This is a genomic window from Acinetobacter sp. YH12131, assembly GCF_013418635.1.
GTDB lineage: Bacteria > Pseudomonadota > Gammaproteobacteria > Pseudomonadales > Moraxellaceae > Acinetobacter > Acinetobacter towneri.
The window spans coordinates 175,954-196,881 of record NZ_VPBQ01000001.1; the positions used below are offsets into that span (position 1 = coordinate 175,954).

At 42.0% G+C, this 20,928-nt stretch carries 15 protein-coding genes; 7 read left to right on the forward strand and 8 right to left on the reverse strand.

Annotation, left to right across the window (positions count from 1 at the left end; genetic code table 11):
- Positions 1–320: 320 nt before the first annotated feature.
- A complete protein-coding gene (gene metH / locus FTU66_RS00870) occupies positions 321–4,010 on the reverse strand; it encodes a methionine synthase (protein WP_180112170.1) in 3,690 nt (1,229 codons plus the stop codon).
- A gap of 508 nt (positions 4,011–4,518) precedes the next feature.
- Between metH and FTU66_RS00875 the strand changes: the two genes are divergently transcribed.
- Entirely contained in the window at positions 4,519–6,135 is a 1,617-nt protein-coding gene (locus FTU66_RS00875) for an inorganic phosphate transporter (RefSeq protein WP_136144404.1), read from the forward strand.
- A gap of 128 nt (positions 6,136–6,263) precedes the next feature.
- Here the strand turns inward: FTU66_RS00875 and FTU66_RS00880 are convergent, their stop codons facing one another.
- The 3 genes from FTU66_RS00880 to FTU66_RS00890 all read right to left on the reverse strand — a co-directional run bounded on the left by FTU66_RS00880 (position 6,264) and on the right by FTU66_RS00890 (position 9,193).
- On the reverse strand, positions 6,264–7,811 hold the full coding sequence (locus FTU66_RS00880; RefSeq protein ID WP_136144403.1) for a hypothetical protein: 1,548 nt from the start codon (positions 7,809–7,811) through the stop codon (positions 6,264–6,266).
- A gap of 252 nt (positions 7,812–8,063) precedes the next feature.
- Positions 8,064–8,258, reverse strand: coding sequence for a hypothetical protein (locus tag FTU66_RS00885; protein WP_004972042.1), 195 nt, complete (start codon positions 8,256–8,258; stop codon positions 8,064–8,066).
- Positions 8,259–8,575: 317 nt separating this feature from the next.
- Positions 8,576–9,193, reverse strand: coding sequence for a rhomboid family intramembrane serine protease (locus FTU66_RS00890; protein WP_180112171.1), 618 nt, complete (start codon positions 9,191–9,193; stop codon positions 8,576–8,578).
- Between the two features lie 157 nt (positions 9,194–9,350).
- On the opposite strand from FTU66_RS00890, the gene nfuA reads away from it, so the two are divergent.
- On the forward strand, positions 9,351–9,989 hold the full coding sequence (gene nfuA / locus FTU66_RS00895; protein ID WP_168418699.1) for a Fe-S biogenesis protein NfuA: 639 nt from the start codon (positions 9,351–9,353) through the stop codon (positions 9,987–9,989).
- Between the two features lie 66 nt (positions 9,990–10,055).
- Here nfuA and FTU66_RS00900 read toward each other — a convergent pair whose 3' ends face one another.
- Positions 10,056–11,075: a hypothetical protein gene (locus FTU66_RS00900; protein ID WP_180112172.1), complete on the reverse strand. Its 1,020-nt coding sequence runs from the start codon at positions 11,073–11,075 to the stop codon at positions 10,056–10,058.
- Between the two features lie 17 nt (positions 11,076–11,092).
- A complete protein-coding gene (locus FTU66_RS00905) occupies positions 11,093–12,154 on the reverse strand; it encodes an alpha/beta fold hydrolase (RefSeq protein WP_180112173.1) in 1,062 nt (353 codons plus the stop codon).
- A 296-nt stretch (positions 12,155–12,450) separates the two neighbouring features.
- Here FTU66_RS00905 and FTU66_RS00910 point away from each other — a divergent pair, with 296 nt between their 5' ends.
- Positions 12,451–13,065 (forward strand): carbonic anhydrase, encoded by a 615-nt coding sequence (locus tag FTU66_RS00910; protein WP_019837464.1) that lies wholly within the window; start codon positions 12,451–12,453, stop codon positions 13,063–13,065.
- Positions 13,066–13,104: 39 nt separating this feature from the next.
- Here the strand turns inward: FTU66_RS00910 and FTU66_RS00915 are convergent, their stop codons facing one another.
- A complete protein-coding gene (locus FTU66_RS00915; RefSeq protein ID WP_257222028.1) occupies positions 13,105–13,734 on the reverse strand; it encodes an arylesterase in 630 nt (209 codons plus the stop codon).
- 12 nt (positions 13,735–13,746) lie between these two features.
- On the opposite strand from FTU66_RS00915, the gene FTU66_RS00920 reads away from it, so the two are divergent.
- Together FTU66_RS00920 and FTU66_RS00925 are read left to right on the forward strand one after the other, a co-directional pair.
- Positions 13,747–14,496: an ABC transporter ATP-binding protein gene (locus FTU66_RS00920; RefSeq protein WP_179988964.1), complete on the forward strand. Its 750-nt coding sequence runs from the start codon at positions 13,747–13,749 to the stop codon at positions 14,494–14,496.
- Position 14,497: 1 nt separating this feature from the next.
- Positions 14,498–16,987 carry an ABC transporter permease gene (locus FTU66_RS00925; RefSeq protein WP_179988963.1) on the forward strand — a complete coding sequence of 830 codons (2,490 nt, stop codon included), beginning with the start codon at positions 14,498–14,500 and terminating at the stop codon, positions 16,985–16,987.
- A gap of 46 nt (positions 16,988–17,033) precedes the next feature.
- On the opposite strand, the gene FTU66_RS00930 is transcribed toward FTU66_RS00925, so the two are convergent.
- The gene (locus FTU66_RS00930) at positions 17,034–17,849 is read right to left on the reverse strand and encodes a rhomboid family intramembrane serine protease (RefSeq protein ID WP_096900974.1); all 816 of its coding nucleotides are present in this window, start codon (positions 17,847–17,849) and stop codon (positions 17,034–17,036) included.
- A gap of 76 nt (positions 17,850–17,925) precedes the next feature.
- On the opposite strand from FTU66_RS00930, the gene mtgA reads away from it, so the two are divergent.
- Together mtgA and ppk1 are read left to right on the forward strand one after the other, a co-directional pair.
- Positions 17,926–18,600: a monofunctional biosynthetic peptidoglycan transglycosylase gene (mtgA, locus tag FTU66_RS00935; RefSeq protein ID WP_004972019.1), complete on the forward strand. Its 675-nt coding sequence runs from the start codon at positions 17,926–17,928 to the stop codon at positions 18,598–18,600.
- A gap of 133 nt (positions 18,601–18,733) precedes the next feature.
- Positions 18,734–20,815 (forward strand): polyphosphate kinase 1, encoded by a 2,082-nt coding sequence (ppk1, locus tag FTU66_RS00940; protein WP_180112174.1) that lies wholly within the window; start codon positions 18,734–18,736, stop codon positions 20,813–20,815.
- The last annotated feature ends 113 nt before the right edge of the window (positions 20,816–20,928 follow it).

The following is a 20,928-nucleotide window of genomic DNA, read 5'->3' on the forward strand; positions in this document are numbered from 1 at the left end:
TAATTCCTAGTATCGTCAACTAATTGTTGTTGATGTGGTACAGCAATAGCTTCCCACTCATCATAAGATAAAATAGGTGGAAAAGCGGCTACTAATTTAATAGTAGTCGCTTTGTTCTTTCTGTGGGTTTCGTTTAGCTGAATACCTTTCCCATAGAGGTGAGAAAACACCTTTAACAGTCAAATTACTCAACAAATTTAGATTAAGTAACGAACTGTCCCATTAAACAAAAAACCAGTGAATTTTACAATTCACTGGCTTTTGAAATGACATTATGTAGAGCGCATGGGCAGATGGACCACCCATGCAGCGCAATGCACTTAATTAATCGAATCATCCAAGTTTGTAGCTAACCAACGCTTCGCTTCATCTAAACTCCAGCCTTTACGCTGTGCATAATCTTCAAGCTGATCTAACGAGATTTTACCCGCGTTAAAGTACTCAGAAGCAGGGTTGGCATAGTAGAAGCCGCTCACAGATGAAGGCGGCCACATTGCAAAGCTGCTGGTCAGCTGTGTGCCAATCTTTTCAGTCGAACCTAACCAGTTAAACAGTGTGGCTTTTTCAGAGTGCTCAGGGCACGCAGGATAGCCCGGTGCAGGACGAATCCCTACATATTTCTCTTTAATCAGCTCTTCATTGCTTAGCTGCTCATTCGGCTGATAGCCCCAGAATTCTTTACGAATACGCTCATGCAAATGCTCTGCAAATGCTTCTGCAAAACGGTCACCCAAAGACTGCACCAAAATGGCAGAATAGTCATCGCCTTTGGCTTTAAACTCATTGGCCATTTCTTCCGCACCAAAAATCGACACGGTAAAGCCGCCCAAGTAATCTTGCCCTTGCTCTGTAGTTGCGACAAAGTCTGCCAAAGACAAGTTTGGTTTACCTGTGACTTTGTCTGACTGTTGACGAATATGATGGAAGGTATGCGTTACTTGATTACGTGCTGCATCATATACTTGTACTGAATCTGCCGCAGAACGGTTGGCAGGGTAAATCCCAAAGACTGCACGTGCATCAAAGCGATTATTTGCAATAATATCTTTGAGCATGGCTTGCGCTTGGTTATATAAGTCGGTTGCAGCTTCGCCCACCACTTCATCTTCCAGAATTTTCGGGAATTTGCCCGCCAAACTCCAAGAAATAAAGAATGGTGTCCAGTCAAAGTATGGCAACAAGGTTTCAAGCGGGTAATTGGTCAGCACTTGTGTACCAATTAATTTTGGTACTGCAGGCGTGTAGTTGTCCCAATCAATTTTTAAACCATTGTCGATGGCTTCTGCATACGACAATTTCGCAGCTTTTGGTTGCTTATTGGCAATACGTTCACGAATTTTAGCGTATTCCGCACGATGCTCTGCAACAAAAGCAGGTTTCATTTCAGGGGAGAGTAAGGTTGTCGCAACACCAACGGCACGCGAAGCATCGGCAACATAAATCACTGCATCATTTGAGAACTGCGGATCAATTTTAACTGCCGTATGCGCTTTAGATGTAGTTGCACCACCAATCAATAATGGAATATTAAAGCCTTTACGCTGCATTTCTTTGGCAACAAAAACCATTTCATCTAAAGATGGGGTAATCAGGCCAGACAAGCCAATAATATCGACTTTTTCGTCAATAGCCGTTTGCAGGATTTTTTCTGCAGGCACCATTACGCCGAGATCGACAATATCGTAACCATTACAGCCCAAGACTACGCCTACAATATTTTTACCAATGTCGTGAACGTCGCCTTTTACCGTTGCCATCAAAACTTTACCTTTGGACTGACCTTCGGTTTTTTCAGCTTCGATGTAAGGGTTGAGCCATGCAACAGCTTGTTTCATCACACGGGCAGATTTCACCACTTGTGGCAGGAACATTTTACCTGCACCAAACAAGTCACCGACCACGTTCATGCCATCCATCAACGGGCCTTCAATCACATCTAATGGACGTTTGGCTTTCAGGCGCGCTTCTTCGGTGTCTTCATTAATAAAGGTGGTGATGCCTTTAACTAAAGCGTACTCAAGACGTTTTTCGACAGATTCACTACGCCATTCTAAGTTTTCTTCGGCTTTTTGTGCGCCTGATTGACCACGATATTTTTCTGCCACTTCTAGCAGTTTTTCTGTGGCATCCTGACCGCTTTCACCTTGGTTCTGGTTCAGAATAACGGCTTCAACTGCTTCTTTCAGTTCTTTCGGGATGTCATCGTAAATTGCCAACTGACCTGCGTTGACAATCCCCATGGTCATGCCTTGCTGAATAGCGTGATATAGGAATACCGCGTGAATGGCTTCACGTACAGGTTCGTTACCACGGAATGAGAAAGATACGTTCGATACACCGCCTGAAATCATGGCATGCGGTAGGTTTTGTTTAATCCAGCCTGTGGCTTCAATAAAATCGACTGCGTAGTTGTTGTGTTCTTCAATACCTGTCGCAACTGCAAACACGTTCGGGTCAAAAATAATGTCTTCGGCAGGGAAGCCAACATCATTGACCAAAACATCATAAGAGCGTTTACAAATTTCGCGTTTACGTGCTGCAGTATCGGCTTGTCCGACTTCGTCAAAGGCCATAACAATGACAGCTGCGCCGTATTGGCGGCAGAGGCGGGCTTTTTCGACAAACTCGTCATAACCTTCTTTTAGGGAAATAGAGTTGACAACGGCTTTACCTTGTACGCATTTTAAGCCTGCTTCAATGATTTCCCATTTAGAGGAGTCAATCATGATAGGTACGCGAGAAATATCAGGCTCAGATGCCACCAAGTTCAGGAAGTGCACCATTGCACCCTCTGAATCGAGCATGCCTTCATCCATGTTGATGTCGATGATTTGTGCACCGCTTTCTACCTGTTGACGTGCAACATCTAAGGCTTCGGCAAAGTTTTCTTCACGAATTAAACGCAGGAATTTTTTAGAACCTGTGACGTTGGTACGTTCGCCCACGTTTACAAATAAAGAGTCATCATAAATGTTAAATGGTTCTAAACCACTTAAACGGCATGCAGGTTTAATCTCTAGAATTTTACGCGGTGGAATGTCTTTTACTGCATTGTAAATCGCGCGGATATGATCAGGCGTTGTACCACAGCAACCGCCTGTAATATTGATCAAGCCGCTTTCAGCAAATTCTTTGAGGAAAGCTGCGGTTTCTTCAGGCGTTTCATCATAACCACCAAATGCGTTGGGTAAGCCTGCGTTCGGGTGTGCAGAAACAAACACATCGGCAACGTCAGAAACGGTTTTAACGTGTGGACGCATGGCATCTGCGCCCAAAGCACAGTTAAAACCAATTGAAAGTAAATCGCCATGACGTACCGAATTCCAGAAAGCTTCTGCAGTTTGACCCGTTAAGGTACGTCCTGAAGCATCGGTAATGGTACCTGAAATCATCAACGGCAATTCACGCCCGAGCTGTTTAAACACTTCTTTGACCGCAAAAATCGCAGCTTTACAGTTTAAGGTGTCAAATACAGTTTCAATGAGCAGGATATCTGCGCCACCTTCAATTAAGGCATGCGCAGCTTCAATATAGTTTTCTTTGAGCGCATCAAATGTAATGTTACGAAATGCAGGGTCGTTTACATTTGGTGAAATTGAACAGGTACGCGATGTTGGCCCAAGTACACCTGCCACAAAACGTGGTTTGTCTGGCGTTGAATATTTTTCACAGGCAGCTTTGGCTAAACGGGCTGCTTCGCGGTTAATTTCTGGAACCAAATCTTCCATGTGATAGTCAGACATAGAAACGCGTGTGCCGTTAAAGCTGTTGGTTTCAATAATGTCTGCACCCGCATCTAAGTAGGCTTCATGAATACCCTGAATAATGTGCGGTTGGGTCAGTACCAATAAATCATTGTTGCCTTTGAGGTCATGTGCCCAATCTGCAAAACGTTCACCACGATAATCGGCTTCTTCCAATTGATGGCGTTGAATCATAGTACCCATGGCACCATCGATAATTAAAATTCTTTGGGCAAGAAGCGCTTTCAGGGTGGTAAGCGTGGACATAAAAAACCCTTTATGACTGAATCCGAAATGAGCGCTATTTTAGCAGAGTTCACACGGCTTTCGTGCACTTGAAGCGACCAGAGCGAGTGGAAGTCGTAAAAATAGTGCATATAGCGGTATTTTTAGGATTTTGCTGGGGATTTTATTGTAGGTTTTGATCTTAAAGATAAGTCGTGATGATGCTTATTCTAATTTTGATTTTCTTTAATGCGTCATCGCTTTGTCATATTGCTCAGGCAAAATTGGCTCACGGTGAATTTTGTCTGACACTTTAGGCAAATATGACAAAGGTGTAACAATCTAAATTTGAGAGAATGGCATAAGAAAAGTAGGTTTATTTATTCTAAGTGTTTAAATTTAAAAGTTAATTTTAATTTTATGCACAAAAAATACAGCTTAAAGTGTGAAAATAAAGTATGAAAGTTGCTTTATATAACAGCTCTTTGTCATATAATTGTCACAATTTAATTGAACAATAAGGGGATTTTAAATCCTCTTTTCTGCTTGCATGAATTCTAATCCAACTCCTGTAGATTCAGCACACAAGTCGACCACTAAATCGACCAATGTTCATGTGCCTACACCGAAATTTTTTATGCCGGTGTTTTTAACGATCATCGTTTCTACCCTTATTTATATTGGTTTCCAATTGTCTGCGGACTTATCCCACGTGCCTGCGCTGAGTATGTACTCGGTGATTTTATTGGCGACCGCTTTATTCATTGCCTTAGGCTTTGAATTTGTGAATGGTTTCCACGACACAGCCAACGCAGTGGCAACGGTCATTTATACTAATGCCTTGTCTGCACCTGTGGCAGTAATGTGGGCGGGTTTCTGTAACTTCCTTGGGGTGATGGTCGCCAGTGGTGCAGTTGCCTACGGTATTATTGCCTTACTTCCAGTCGAACTAATTATGAATGTCGGTTCAGGCGCAGGCTTTGCCATGGTTTTTGCCATGTTGATTGCCGCGATTGTCTGGAACTTGGGAACGTGGTACTTCGGTATTCCTGCTTCAAGTTCGCACACTTTAATCGGTTCGATTTTAGGTGTGGGGATTATGAACTACTTGATTAACTCAGGTGCGGGTGCAAGTGGTGTAGATATGGAACAAGTCATGAAAGTGGGCAAGGCTTTATTGTTCTCGCCACTGATTGGTTTTGCTTTTGCTGCGATTTTGTTCTTCTTGGTGAAAAAAATCTTCAAGAAACAAATGGAGTTGTTCCAGCCGCCTGAAGGCAATAAGCCACCACCACCACTGATTCGTGCCATTCTAATTTTTACTTGTACTGGGGTAAGTTTTGCGCATGGTTCAAACGATGGTCAAAAAGGCATGGGTTTAATCATGTTGATTTTGATCGGGATTGTGCCGTTGGCGTACTCATTAAATAAAGAGTTAGGCCAAAACCACATTCAATCGTTCCAGCAGCTTTCAACGCAAACGGCTGATGTGATTTATCCACAACATGCCGATATGCCAGATGAAAAAGCGCGTCAGATTATTACTAGTTATATTCAGACCAAAGAAATTACTCCTGAAGTCGTGCCTGCTTTGGCAAGCTTAACGGATCATTTGGGTGAGCGTGTGGGTCAATATGGCAACTTGAAAGATGTGCCTGAAGCTGAAGTAGCAGAAATGCGTAATGATATGTATTTAAGCACGACTTCATTCAAGCGTTTAGACAAAGCCAATGCCTTGCCTGAAATGTCGGAAGAACAGAAAAAAGTGGTTAAAAGCTACCGCAGCCATTTAGATTCATTCTTACAATACATTCCAACTTGGGTCAAAGTTGCCGTTGCCTTAGCACTAGGCTTGGGTACGATGGTTGGCTGGAAACGTATTGTGGTGACTGTTGGTGAACGTATCGGTAAGCAGCACATGACTTATGGTCAAGGTATGTCTGCCGAGCTTGTGGCAATGTCAACTATTGCTGCTGCAGATGGTTTGGGGATGCCAGTTTCAACTACACACGTACTGAACAGTGCGGTGGCAGGTACCATGGTGGCAAATAAATCGGGTCTGAATTTCCAAATGGTGCGTACAATTCTTTCGGCTTGGATTTTCACTTTACCTGCGACAATTTGTTTATCGGGTAGCTTGTTCTGGTTGTTCTTAAAAGTGTTTTAATCCATTCTCAACTTTTTTGAGTGGTTGAAAAAAGCGCTGTGATGATACAGCGCTTTTTTTATACCTGCAGATCAGTCTAGAGAAATATTTGCAGGCAAGTTTTTGAATAGATAGTTTAGCGGTTTACATTACTTTTTAAATTTTTGGATGACTTTGTCCAGCGGTAATTTATCTGCAGCAAAGCCATAGAGCGCAGCGAAAGGTAGGGCCGTTCGTGCCAAATACGCCACGCGCCACAATCCACCATGGTTCGCACCTTCCATCATCAATTCGAGCGGATGCTCAAGTTTCACTTCAGGATTGGCTGCCGAGTTTGGATTGCGTAAGTCATGAATCCACAATGCCGCCATAATCGCATTGGTGGTTTCAGGGCTAAATGCTTCAACATCAAACAAACTTGCGCCACTAAATGCTGCTTTGAGTAATGGATTTTTGGTCACAGAGTGTGTGGTGGTCGAAGGTGCAATATTGATGCTGACATGCTGTCCTTGATGACGCGCTAAAATTGCACGCCATTGCTGGATGCGTTTTGCTAAAGCATAGTTTGGCCCTTGTTCAACCACCAAACAGTCGGCAATACCATAATGTTGACCATTGTCTGAAGCAATTAAATTATGCAGATTCTTTTGGAAGAAATGACTGCGTGAAATGGTTTCAATACTTTTGGTAAGTAGCTTTTGCCCTTGCGAACGCTGCTGAAACTTCTCTGCCGATGCGCTAATCACTTCTTCAGGAACGGCATAAACATCGGTTGGGGTACACATAAACATAAGGCTGCTATCAGCTTTGTGTTCGCTGACATATTGCATAATCGCATCCATTGCCATCGCAACACGCACGTGTTTTTCACCATCTAAATAGGCAATGGCTGCTAAATCTAGCGTTTGAGGTTTTTGAGCTAACCATTGTGCAATTTCTGGGGTTTGCGTTAGCAGATTTACACCCAATTGTTCTGTTAAAACGTCAAGTGGGGTATCTGCCGCGAGTTGTGTTGTACTGGGTGCGTATAAGGTGGCATTGCCTTGTTGCACAGTGCTTAAAATTTTATTCCACACACGGCTATTTGGTAAATCGACTGCAATAATATTGGCTTTCCATTTGGCTAACCATGTGAGTGGCCCTGCTTCTGAAGCTGCGCCAAATAGCACCATGTTACGGTCAGACAAATCAAACCATTCAGGATGCGCCACCGCTGCATTTAACGCTTCGGCATGACTTGGTTCAATAATGCCTGCTGCTAGCCAAATTGCAACTTGATCTAGCAGAGCTTGACCTTGTAACTTTTGCCCACGATACGGCACATACCATTCAGGTGCTGCTTGGCTGCTGCCTTGTAATTTAAAGGTATGTAAAGTTTCAGTAGGCAAGTGCATGACATCTTTCAGCACATATTTTTGCTCATGACGATAAAACTCAAAACATTGATGGGCTTTTCTTAATCCATCTTCTGCAATTTGAATTGCGTTAGCTTGTTCACGAATACCATTGGTCACGAGGGCTTTAAAGTATTTTGGATAGTGCTTACGCCAGTTTTTTTCTGCCAAAGCATCAACTGAGCTTTGATGATCGACTGTGGCTAAGGCTTCGGCAATAATTTGTTTGCCTGTGCTTGAGGTGCTGGGTTTATGGTTTTCTGGATGAATTGGAAACTGTAAGCCATCGTAAGAAGTGGACATGCAAAAACTCGCAAACTAAATTGAAATTAATATACAGATGTATACATTATCTATGCCAAGTTACGATATTGGGTAGCAAAAACTACCAAAATTGAGTGAAATTTGAATAAAAAAACCTTCACGAAGCGTAAAGGTTTTTAATATGAATGAGATGTTATTGGGATTTAAAGGTCAGTGTTTAAATGTTTAGGTTCTAATCATAAATGAGTCTGATGCTGTATCAACAATGTTTTATTTATTCAGACCAACAGCTTAACAACGTCCTTTTTTCGCCTGACCTGGAGGACAAAAATCACCATCACCATGCGGATGTTGGTGTGGATAATAGCCTTTCGGGTAGATCGTGCGGTCAGGATCAATCACTACACTGCCTTCAGGGGTATGTACGGCACAGGCGCTTAATCCTAGACTGAGTAACAGGGCGCTTAGAAGTGCAAACTTTTTCATGGCTGACTCCTAATTGCTTGATAGTTTTAGTCTTTATATTCTTAGTATAAGTGCTTGTCGAGTAACTGCATGTTATTTGTTGTGTGCTTTATGCTGTATTGGATCATTCAGATGCTTTCATCAATCAAAAATACTTATCAGCAGTTCATAAAATGACGATTGAAAGTCGTTTTTCCCAATGAGAGAGGCTGAAGATGAGAGGCAATAAATGATGGTGTTAAGCGGATTTATGAAAGCAGTCTATTGACGGATTTGAAAATTCTTTAAAGTAGCAACGACTCAGTGGTAGATGTACCGAGTCGTTATAGTTTCAAAAGTTAAAACGGCAGTTGCGCCAGTTTATTCAGGAAGTGAGGCAAGATGCGTGGTTCAATTAAAATAGTGACAACCACACCATAAGCTGCGCCCCATAAATGCGCACTGTGATTAATATTGGAATTGCCGCGTTTACCCGACCAAATGCTATACGCTACATACAGTATTGCAAAAATAATGGCAGGCACTGGAATAAAGAACACGAAAATCAACTTCCACGGCTCAAACAAAATATAGGCAAACAACACCGCAGATACAGCACCAGATGCGCCTAAGCTGGCCCAACGATGGTCATTTTTATGCTTTAAATAACTTGGAATAATCGCGGCGATTAAACCACCCAAATAGAATAAAACAAAGCCTAGATCATACAAATATTGACGATAAAAGCTTTCAATAATGCTCCCGAAGAAAAACAGCGTGATCATATTGAACAGCAAATGCGTACCATCGGCATGCACAAAGCCATGCGTGATAAAGCGGTCATATTGCCCACGTTGCATGGCAGGTGGCCAAAAGATCAGTCGGTTCATCAATTCTTGTTTGGAAAATGCCAGCAATGAGACAATGACCGTAATGATGATCAGAGTTACGGTATGATTAATGGGTAAATCGAGCATAAACGCCTATTCTTTTAATTGAATTCTGCTGTAATAATGCATCAAAACCAAGTTTGAGTCGAACTTTAGGAATAAATCCGACAATTTTGGTTGATTTTTTTTTATTACCCCGCATCTTCAGTTAAAATAGCCACTTCAGCTTGAGGAAATTATTGTTATGTCGACTGAGAACAGCAGCACAGCAGTTGTAGATGAAATTCCAAACTTATTGATTACGCCAACTGCTCAAGAGTATTTGAAGGATTTATTGGCAAAGCAAAACACACCGGGTATTGGTGTACGTGTTTTTGTGGAAAATCCTGGTACACCGCGTGCTGAATGTTGCATGGCTTATAGTGCACCTGATGAAGTTGTACCAACAGATTACAAACAGGAATACCCAGACTTTCCTGCATTTATTGACACACCGTCTATTCCATATTTATTGGATGCCGTAATTGATTACAACAAAGACCGTTTTGGTGGTCAGTTGACGTTTCGTGCACCGAATTCAAAAGTGCCACGTGTTGGCCCAGATGCTTCGGTAGAAGAACGTATTACTTATGTTTTACAGTCTGAAATTAACCCGGGCTTAGCAGGGCATGGCGGTAATTGTGCTTTGGTAGAAGTTGTGGAAGATGAAGAACATGGTTTAACAGCAGTGTTGAAATTTGGTGGCGGTTGCCAAGGCTGTTCAGCAATTGATGTGACTTTAAAGCAAGGTGTTGAAACTACTTTGAAGCAGCATGTACCAGAATTAATGCGAGTTGTGGATCAAACCGACCATAGCCAGTCTGACGGTGCTTACTTTAAATAAGTTGCTGATTTGAAAATAAAATAACCTCCTAAAACAGGAGGTTATTTTTTTATCCGAAATTAGAATTTAATTTGGTTGATCGGTTGGAAGGTTTAAAATTTGTTGTGCTTTTTCAGAATAATAAAACTTTTCTAAATAGTGACGTGCACGTTGTCTTAAATATTGCTCTGCAATCATTTTTTGAATAATTGGATACAGTAGGTTCTGCAATTGCTGCTGCACTAAGGCTTCATCAATATTCAAATCACGTAACAACAAGTCAAAAGGGCGAGCCTGATTGCGAACATACCATGCATAAATGCCGTCATGTACTTGTTGTTTTAAGTAATCACTTTGACGTAAATGATCCCAGATTTCATGACCAAGATTCACGGTTTGGGGTAGGTCTTGAATCTCGATATAATTTTTTAAGGTCGAAAGTGGTAAATCTTTAATTTTATGCCATAAATTTGCCTGAAAATGATACAGCTTTTCATCATCAAAATGCTGATTAAGCACTGACTCACTCATTTGCGTCAGTTTTTGCACATTTTTTTGCAAATAATGCTGAATAGCATGATCCAAATTGGTATCGGTCACACTTTCTAAAACTGATTTACCCATTTTCATAAAGCGCGAAACACCTGGAACATTTTTGGCTATCACAGAGTTATCCAAATAGTCCTGAATTGAGTGTTGAATGAGTTGGGTGATCATAGCGGCAAAGGCAGGATTATTTACCACGGTTTTAATTAGGCGTTGGCGATGCCCACTTTTACTGGCAACGTATTGGGCAATTTTATCTATGGTCAAAACTGGGATGACATCGGAAATTTTGCTGTTGTCATTCGCAGGGTGTACCAAGGCAAAGCGGATATGCTCTGCAATTTGTTCAATTAAAAATGAGCTAGCTGGGGTATTTAAAATTTGTTGTTGAATAAGTGCGTAAATTGCTTCCGAGCGCCATAAGTCCTGTAATGTTTGTTTGCGGAACCATTGGTAAAATTGCACAAATTCCATTTGCACAGTTTCGGCTTGAGCAAATTCCTGATCCAAAAAATCTAGGTGAGCATCAATCAGTTGCTCAATCATCGAATGTTTTTGCATGATGGTTGATATAATAATTAATTTAAAGGAATCAGTTTATCAGCAAGTGGGTTTTTTAGGTTCTGTGTTTTAGACAGAAACGGCAAATAATATTGTGCCACTTGTTTTTCTGCTTCTAGTAAAGGCATGTGCCCGACATTATTCAAAATAACAGGCGTTTCCGCACGTTTTAATAATGATTGTAATTCTTTGGCTACTTCAACATTAATGATGCGATCTTGCTTACCCCACAAAATTAGGGTGGGTGCTTCAATAGATGCCGTTAAACGGGCAAAAGAGTCTGGAGTATAAATACGGTTGAGTTTGACAATTTGCTCAATTGCTTTGCGGGTTTGCGCTGAGCGAGAAATCAACACTTCTTCTTGTGCATGTTGAATTTGTGATGACATTACAGGCGGGTTTTGCATGACTTGTTTGGCAACATCGGCTAAATCCCCATGCTTGCTCACAATTAAATCATTTAAAGATAAAGGATTTTTGGTATAAGGCGTATTGGCATGTTTATAAATGCCTGCACTGTTGAGTAAAAATAGGCTTTGCGTGTCAAAAGGGTATTGTGCTGCGTAGACTGTTGCAATGGAGCCACCTAAAGAATGACCTGCAACGTGTAAGTTTTCTTCACAATCAATCGCTTCAATAAACTGACGTAATTGCGAGGTGACGTTGGGTACAGAATTGTCAAAATGTGATGGGGTTTTGGTGTCACCGCTATTGGGTAAATCTGGAATAATCACATGATAATCTGGGGTTAAAAATTGTGCCACACGGTTCCAATTGTCACGTGTGCCAGCTAAACCATGAATCAGTAAAATGGTCGGTTTGCTGCGTGAACCGCCCTCGTTATAGCTCCAGACCACATCGCCCACACGAATATTTTTAGCGGTGAGTCCAGCTTGTTTACGCTGTTGCTGAAAGTGTTGCTGTAGCAATTGTAATTCGATGCTGTTGGCACTGATTGAATTGTTGGTATTTACAGGAATGTTTTTATTTTGATTGGCACTTTGAGCGAAGCAGGACGCGCTTAGACCCAAAGTGAGCAAAGCCACTTGTAGATAGCGTGATCGTATAAACTGCAACATGAAAAGTCTTCCCCTGACGAACCCAAACAGGCTCCAATGATTAAGGCATTAGATCTTAGGTCTAATTGCGAAAGATTATTGCTTTCATTGTAGATATTTCACCTAGAAAGTCACCCCTTACTTTTTTGATGGTATGGAAACAAATGGTAGAAAATGTGATACATCTCAAGAAAAATGGAAAAAATTTATAACAAAAATCATGAAATAAAAAAGCATAAGCTAATTTTTTTGCAAGTGACATTCACCCAGTCTGGCTTTAGAATATTGCAACTTCAAAGATCGGTGGTAAATCAAGAATGCTAACAGCTCAAGAAGCTTTAGAACGTCTTAAACAAGGAAACCAACGTTTTGTTTCTGGTGACACCAAACATCCTAAACAATTGTCGCACCAGCAGCGTGCAGAAATGGCAGAAGACCAAAATCCATTTGCCATTATTTTAGGATGTTCAGATTCACGTGTTCCTGCAGAAATGGTATTTGACCAAGGATTGGGTGATCTTTTTGTAATTCGTGTTGCGGGCAATGTGGTTGCGCCATCACAGGTAGGTAGTGTTGAATTTGCGGCAGAGCGTTATGACTGTGCTGTGGTTGTTGTCTTAGGACACAGTCACTGTGGTGCAATTCAAGCGACAATTGATACTTTAATGTGCCCAGACTGTCCACCATCGGCAAATTTAATGTCGATTGTGAACCGTGTTCGCCCTTCAGTTGAAACCTTAATGCAGACTGAACTGAAAAATGATTTGGCGAAATTGTCTAAGCATGCAGTACGTTCCAATGTATTTGCATCGGTAAATCAATTGCGTCATGGTTCAGCAGTTTTAGAAAACCTGATTGAACAAGGTCAGTTGAAAGTAGTCGGTGCAGAATATTCACTGGAAACAGGTGAAGTGGTTTTTTTTGATTTTTAATCCGAACCGCACAGCAATTAGATTTTCCTCAAAGGCGCTTTATAAAGCGCCTTTGATATATGGATAAGCATTATTTAGCAAAATAGGCTGAGCTTTGGCATTTGGATGAATTAAATCTTTTTGCATCAATTGCTTATTGCCCGCAATACCTTCCATAAAAAATGGCAGTAATTTGACTTTATATTGCTGACTCGCCACTTTATAGTTATTTTCAAATGCTTTGCTATACGCCGAGCCGTAATTTGGCGGCATTTTCATCCCAAAAATCACCACTTTCGCTTTGGCTTTTTGGCTATGCTGAATTAAGTTCGCTAAATTTTTTTGAATCATTTGTGGCGGTTGTCCACGCAAGCCATCATTTCCGCCTAACTCAATGACTACAACGTCTGGACGATGGGTCTGCAGCAATTTAGGCAGACGCGCCAAAGCACCACTGGTGGTTTCGCCACTGACACTTGCATTGACCACTTTATGCTGTTTCGGATACTGTTGTTCTAAACGTTTTTGCAATAAGTGAACCCAACCTTGTTGTGGTTGTATGCCGTAACCTGCACTTAAGCTGTCACCTACAATCATAATGGTTTTTGCAGATACCACGAGTGGGCTGAAACATAGTCCGAGCAGCAACACACGCGGGAAGACACGACTAGTTAGATTGCGATTTTGCATAATGGGAAACGTATGACTCAAAACACTAAAGAATCTAATATCATGCCACAAACGATTATTTCTGCCCAAAATTTGACACAAAAGATACAACTTGCACAAAAACAATTGACCATTTTTGAGAATTTAAACCTCGATATTCAGGCAGGCGAACAAGTTGCTATTACTGGTCGTTCGGGTTCGGGAAAATCGACCTTATTGGGTATTTTGGCAACTTTAGATCAAGCCAGTAGTGGAAAATTGCTGATTTGTGGTGAGTCGATTGCAGAATTAAATGAAGAACAACGTGCAGAAGTTCGTTTAAAGCATATTGGTTTTGTGTTTCAGTCTTTTCAGTTGTTGCCACATTTAACTGCACTGGAAAATGTGATGTTGCCCCTGCGTTTACAGGAAAAATTTAAATATGCAGAAGCTGAACAAAAAGCGCTGAATTTGCTGAAACGTGTCGGTTTAGAGCGTCAGGCACAGCAAACGCCGAAAGTGCTTTCGGGAGGCGAGCAACAACGTGTCGCCATTGCGCGTGCTTTAATTCGTGAACCTAAAATTATTTTTGCCGATGAACCGACAGGAAACTTGGATGGTGAAACTGCAACTGAAATTGAGCAATTGTTATTTGAATTGAACCGTGAGTTGGGCACAACTTTGGTGTTGGTCACGCATGACCCGAAACTGGCGGCACAATGTCAGCGCCATTACGCTTTAATTGATGGGCAATTGGTTGAGCAATTTGCAGCTAAGCCAACCGCTGCCATAACAGGAGGATGAAATGAACGCATTATTTCATCCACTGTTAAAGCAGAGTTTTAAAAGCAGTGGTGTCTATTTACTGATTATTGCGCTGACTTTAGCGATTAGCGCGACCACAGCCTTAAAGTTTAGCAATGAGCAAATTCAAAATGCTGTAGCGTTGCAAGCGGCAGAAATGTTGGCGGGTGATTTAGTCCTGAGCGACAATGAACCCATTGCACAAGACTGGCAGGATCAGGCGACTGCACATCAGTTACAACAGTCGCATGTGACTGTATTTAGTTCGATGGCACATACTCAAGCACAATTTGTGATGGTGAATGTCAAAGCGATTGAGCACAATTTTCCGTTACGCGGTGAATTACGGGTCAATCCTGCAGCGGACAAGATTCAGTCTGGCGAAATTTGGCTAAGCCAACGTGCTATGGATTTACTTCACGTTAAACTGGGTGAAACAGTAAATATTGCCGATGCAGCATTTACCGTAACTGCCAAAATTGAACATGACTCCAATCAGGAACTCGGTTTTTCAGGTTTTTCGCCGACAGTGATTATTTCACAGGCAGATGTAGCACGTACCCACGTAATTCAAGTGGGTAGCCGCATAGATTATCGTTTGTTGTTGGCAGGCAGCGCCAAAGATACACAAAATTTTGAGCAGTACTTTAAAACACATACACAGCAGCCTGCACAGGTGCAGCAGAGCGCTAGCCCTGAACAAAACTTTGAAGAACAAAGCAGTTTAAGACTACGTAATGCCAGTGAAGGCAATACGCGCTTAATGCGCCCAATTGCCAATTTAGACACCTTTTTGCAGTTGGCTAACATCCTGACCATTTTATTGTGTGGCATTGCGATTGGGTTGACCAGTCAGCGCTATGTGCAACAAAATCAGGATCATATCGCCTTATTACGTTGTATTGGTGCAAGTAAACGACAAATTTTAGCCGCTTATTTGGCGTTGCTGGCTTTGGTCTTAAGTATCGCTATGGGCATTGGCAGTATTTTGGGCGTGACGTTGGGCTATGCTTTGTTGCAAATCATGCTGCAACTGATTCCGCACCTGGAAATTCAATTTTCAGCCATGGCAATGTTGCTTGGGCCATTGCCAATCGCCATGCTCACCAGTGCTGTGGTGTTGTTGGGTTTTGTGCTGCCTAATTTATTGCAATTGCTGAATACCGCACCGATTCGCGTGATTCGCCAACAAGACAAAAGCATGCGCGCTTGGTGGTGGATGTTGCTTACAGGGACGCTAAGTCTAATCGTATTTTGTATGGTCTTGACCGAAAGTTTAGTGCTTAGTACATGGGTGATTGGTGCGATTATTGCGCTGTGCGTATTGCTGTATGGAGTGGTGTGGAGTTTATTAAAATTATTGCGTCATTCTAAAGGCAGACTCGCAGCGTATATTCGTGCGCCTGCTGTCACGGCATTTCAAATTACTGCATTGGCTTTAGGATTAAGTTTAATTACGGTACTTGCAGTGTTGCGTACCGACCTGCTAGATCGTTGGCAGCAGCAATTGCCCGAAGGAACACCCAATCAGTTTGTTTACGGCTTGCCACCGTTTGATATGCCTGAGTTTCAACAACAATTAACGCAGCAGCAGTGGCACAGCACGCCACTTTATCCAAATATACGCGGGCGTTTGGTCGCCAAAAATGATCAACCTTTTGCCGACGCCTTAATTCAGCAAAGCAATACGTTAAGACGCGAACTCAACCTGACACAGTCTGACCGTTATCCTGCCGATAATATCATTGTAAATGGGCAAGCCAATTTCAGTGCAGTGGGACAAGTGTCAGTAGAAGCAGATACGGCTGCCGAGTTGGGCATTCAAATTGGTGATCGACTCAGTTTTAGTTTGCCTGAAGGCATACTTGAAGCCGAAGTGATTAATCTGCGTACGGTGGAGTGGGAAAGCTTTAGTCCAAATTTTTTCTTTATTTTTTCACCGCACACTATGGATGAAAATGCAGGCAGTTATTTGGGCAGTTTCTATGTGCCTGAAGCAGATAAACCGAAACTAATTCAATTGATTCAGCAATTTGCCAACACAGTGTTTATTGATGTCAGCCTAATTTTGGATGAAATTAAACGCATTGTGAATGTGTTGGTGCAGATCATCACCATTTTAGCCATTTTGGTGAGTGTGTCTGGGCTGTTGGTATTAATCGCGTGTTTAAACTTGCTGATGGATGAGCGCAAACGCGAAGTCGCATTACTGCGTTCTTTTGGTAGTTCTAAACAAAAACTCAAACGTATGTTGAGTCTGGAAATCGGTTTTATGGGCTTTATAGCGGGAATAGTGGCGTGTTTATTTGCCGAAGTCATTAGTGCTGTTGCCAGTTACCGCATGGATTTAATGCTGCAACCACATTGGGAAATCTGGCTGATTTTGCCTGTATTTATGACCGTGCTGTGTGCCTTGATTGGACGTTATCGTTTAAGTTATTTATGCGATATTCCGCCACTGCAAAGTTTAAGGGAGATGAATCAGTCCTGATTCATCTCTAGTTGATGTTGTTTTACTTGCTGTAAAGGTTGATTGTTCAACCCAGACTGCGTTGCATCATGCTAAGCAGTTCTTGCCAAAGGGGTTGAATTGGAGCAAGCAGTTTATGGCAATACCAGTAAAATGCAGCACAACCCAATGGTGCAAGGAGCATCGCAAAACTGTTCACTAAGTTACTGTGTTTGCTGCGTTGTCCAAGGTACCAAATGATTGTCATGGCTGCGCCCATGAGCATGCCGCCAATATGTGCAGCATTATTAATGCCACTGATCATAAAGCCCATACCTAAGTTCAGTGCCATCACCATCACCAAAGTCTTGCCATCCAACAGAAATTTTTGGCGAGGTAATTGGGGCAATAACGCCAATACCGTCAGTGCAGCTCCAAGTCCCATCACTGCACCCGATGCACCTGCACCCACGCTAGGTAACAGCTTTGGATTAGCGACACCTTGTTCGAGCAGGGTATAGCTGTCTTGAATGCTGACATAGCCACTAAGCAGGCTACCCATCAAACCTGCGCAAACATATAACACTATAAAATAGACACGCCCAAACAACTGTTCACTGACGCTGCCAAAAATATACAAGGCCCACATATTTAACATTAAATGTACTAAACCGAAATGAAAAAACATGCTGCTGAACAGGCGAATGGGTTCCGCCAAAAAGGTTAAAGGTGCATAATCAGCACCCCAGCGTATTGCATCTTGCGGGCTAGGATTGCTAATGTTCATGCCGTTGAGCACTTGCCATGCAAACAAAGCCACGTTTATTGCAATCAGGGCTGCGGTAATCCACCACAGGTGAATTTCAACTTTATTGTTGCGCAGGTTTGGGGGATGTTGGGACATATATTTGAATATTGTGTCGTAGTGATCAATCTAAGCTTAACACGAAAAAATAACGCTTCAGGAGCCATGCACCAAGATGAAAGCTTTTTTTATACGAACTTTGTTAATTCTTGTTAGTGTGGTGCTTTTGGTTCAATTATGGATTTTTAGCAGCTTGGTGTGGTGGCGTACGCAGCCTGTGCAATCGACCATGATGATGCGTTTGGATTATTGGGCTGAACCGAGCAAGCCTATTCAACACCAATGGCGCGACTATGACCAACTCAGTGACAACTTAAAACGTGCTGTAGTGACTGCCGAAGATGGCAAATTTATGCAACATCATGGCTTTGACTGGGAAGGTATTCAAACTGCGCTGGAACGGAACAAAGATGAAGGCAAGGTTGTTGCAGGTGGTTCCACAATTTCTCAGCAGCTCGCCAAGAATTTGTTTTTATACAATAAGCGATCTTTTTTGCGTAAAGGGCAAGAAGTTGTGGCGACATGGATGATGGAACGCATGTGGTCAAAGCAGCGTATTTTAGAGGTCTATCTCAACTCGGTAGAATTTGGCGATAATATTTATGGTGCCGAAGCTGCGGCACAGCATTATTTTGGCAAAAGTGCAAAAAGTTTAAGCCGTGATCAAGCAATTTTCTTGGCTGCGATTTTAACCAATCCAAAATATTTTCAGGAACATCGTAATGCGGGGGCATTAAAAGCCCGTAAACAGATGGTGCAGCGCTATATGCGTTATGCGGAAATTCCCTAAATTGAGCGAAAACAAACTATAAAATGTGAAAATATCCACAAAGCCTAATTTTTTAGGCTTTTTTTATGAAAATGTCACAAAATTGAAGCATACTTGTAGCAGTGCCAAACATTTTAAAAAAGCATAGGTGGGTATGAATACGGCAACAGGCGCGACTCCTGCGCAAACAGAATATACATATAATGATCGCTACATTAACCGCGAACTGTCTATTTTAGATTTCCATTTACGCGTGCTTGAGCAAGCTGTCGATCCGTTGCATCCTTTGTTGGAACGCATGAACTTCCTGCTGATTTTTTCACGTAACTTGGATGAGTTTTTTGAAATTCGTGTTGCGGGCATGATGGAACAATTGGACTTGGGCAATGAAAGCCGTAGTCCAGATGGTTTAACCCCTAAGCAGGTGTTAGATCAAATTTCTAAAACAGCACATGCTGCTATTGAACGCCAGTACCGTATTTTAAATCAGGAAATTTTGCCAAAATTACGTGAAGAAGACATTTGTTTCTTACGTCGTGGTGAATTAACCCCTGCACAATCGGCATGGGTGAAAAAATATTTCCAAGAGCAAGTTGCCCCTGTATTAACCCCAATTAGCCTAGACCCTGCACATCCATTTCCACGTTTGGTCAATAAAAGTCTGAATTTTATTGTGACTTTAGAAGGGAAAGATGCTTTTGGTCGTCAAATTGATTTGGCGGTTGTTCCTGCACCACGTTCATTACCACGTGTAGTGCGTTTACCCGATGAATTTACAGGCGGTAAAGAGCACCACGTCATGCTTTCAGCAATTATTCATGAGCATGTGTCTGACTTATTCCCGGGCATGACTGCGACTGGATGCTATCAATTCCGTGTGACCCGTAATGCAGATTTGGCGTTAAATGAAGATGTAGAAGACTTGGCCAAAGCCCTAAAAGGCGAATTAAACTCACGCCGTTTTGGTCGTGCGGTACGTTTAGAAGTAACGCACAACTGCCCGAAAGCCATTTATGATTATTTGCTAGATGAGTTCGATCTTGAAGAAGAACAACTTTATAAAGTAGATGGCCCAGTGAACTTGGCGCGTTTATTGTCTAATTTTAAACGTCCACATTTACGTTATGATTCACATACACCCGCCATTCCAAAGGTGTTAAAAAAGTCTGAAAATATTTTTTCAGCGATGCAAAAGCAAGACATTTTATTACACCATCCGTTTGAATCTTTTGCACCCGTGATTAACTTGCTGCGTGAAGCTGCACGTGATCCACAAGTCTTGGCAATCAAACAAACTTTATATCGTAGTGGCGCAGATTCTGAAATTGTACAAGTGCTTGCAGAGGCTGCACGAAACGGTAAAGAAGTGACTGCGGTGATTGAACTGCGTGCACGTTTTGATGAAGAATCTAACATTGCTGTGGCTAACGTGTTGCAAGAAGCGGGCGCTGTGGTTGTGTACGGTATTGTGGGGTATAAAACCCACGCCAAAATGATTTTGGTGGTGCGCCGTGAAAATAATAAATTGGTGCGTTATGTACATTTAGGCACAGGTAACTACCACGCAGGCAATGCGCGTATTTATACCGACTATGGTTTACTGACCACAGACAAAGAGCTGTGTGAAGATGTGCATCGTATTTTCCAAGAGCTAACAGGCATGGGTAAAATGGCAAAACTGAAAAAGTTGTTGCATGCACCATTTACCCTGCACGCACAGTTGGTGAATTATATTGATGAAGAAATTGCCAATGCTAAAGCAGGTAAGCCCGCACAAATTATTGTGAAAGTGAATGCACTGACTGAAATGCAATTGATCAATAAATTGTACGAGGCGTCTCAGGCGGGTGTGCAAATTGATCTCATCATCCGTTCAATTTGCTGCTTGCGCCCAGGTTTGCCGGGCTTATCGGAAAATATCCGTGTGCGTTCGATTGTCGGACGTTTCCTTGAACATACCCGTGTCTATTATTTCTCTAATAATGGCAATCCACGTATTTATTGTTCAAGTGCTGACTGGATGGATCGTAACTTATTTAACCGTGTTGAAGCGTGTTTCCCAATTGAAGATCCTGCCTTGAAAAAGCGTATTTATGAGCAAGGTTTATTGACCTACATGCAAGACAATCAACAGGCGTGGTTGTTGCAGGGTGATGGAACTTGGGTGCGTGTAAAAGCAGCTGAGGGTGAAGAGCCACACAATGCGCAGCGTATACTGACCGATAGTATTGTTTAGTTTAAAGCATTTATAACAGGTAAAAAGAGCGATGCCAGACATCGCTCTTTTTTGTTTCTAATTAATTGTTTGATGCTTATTTAATACTTATGTTTTTGATTTATCTTTTATAT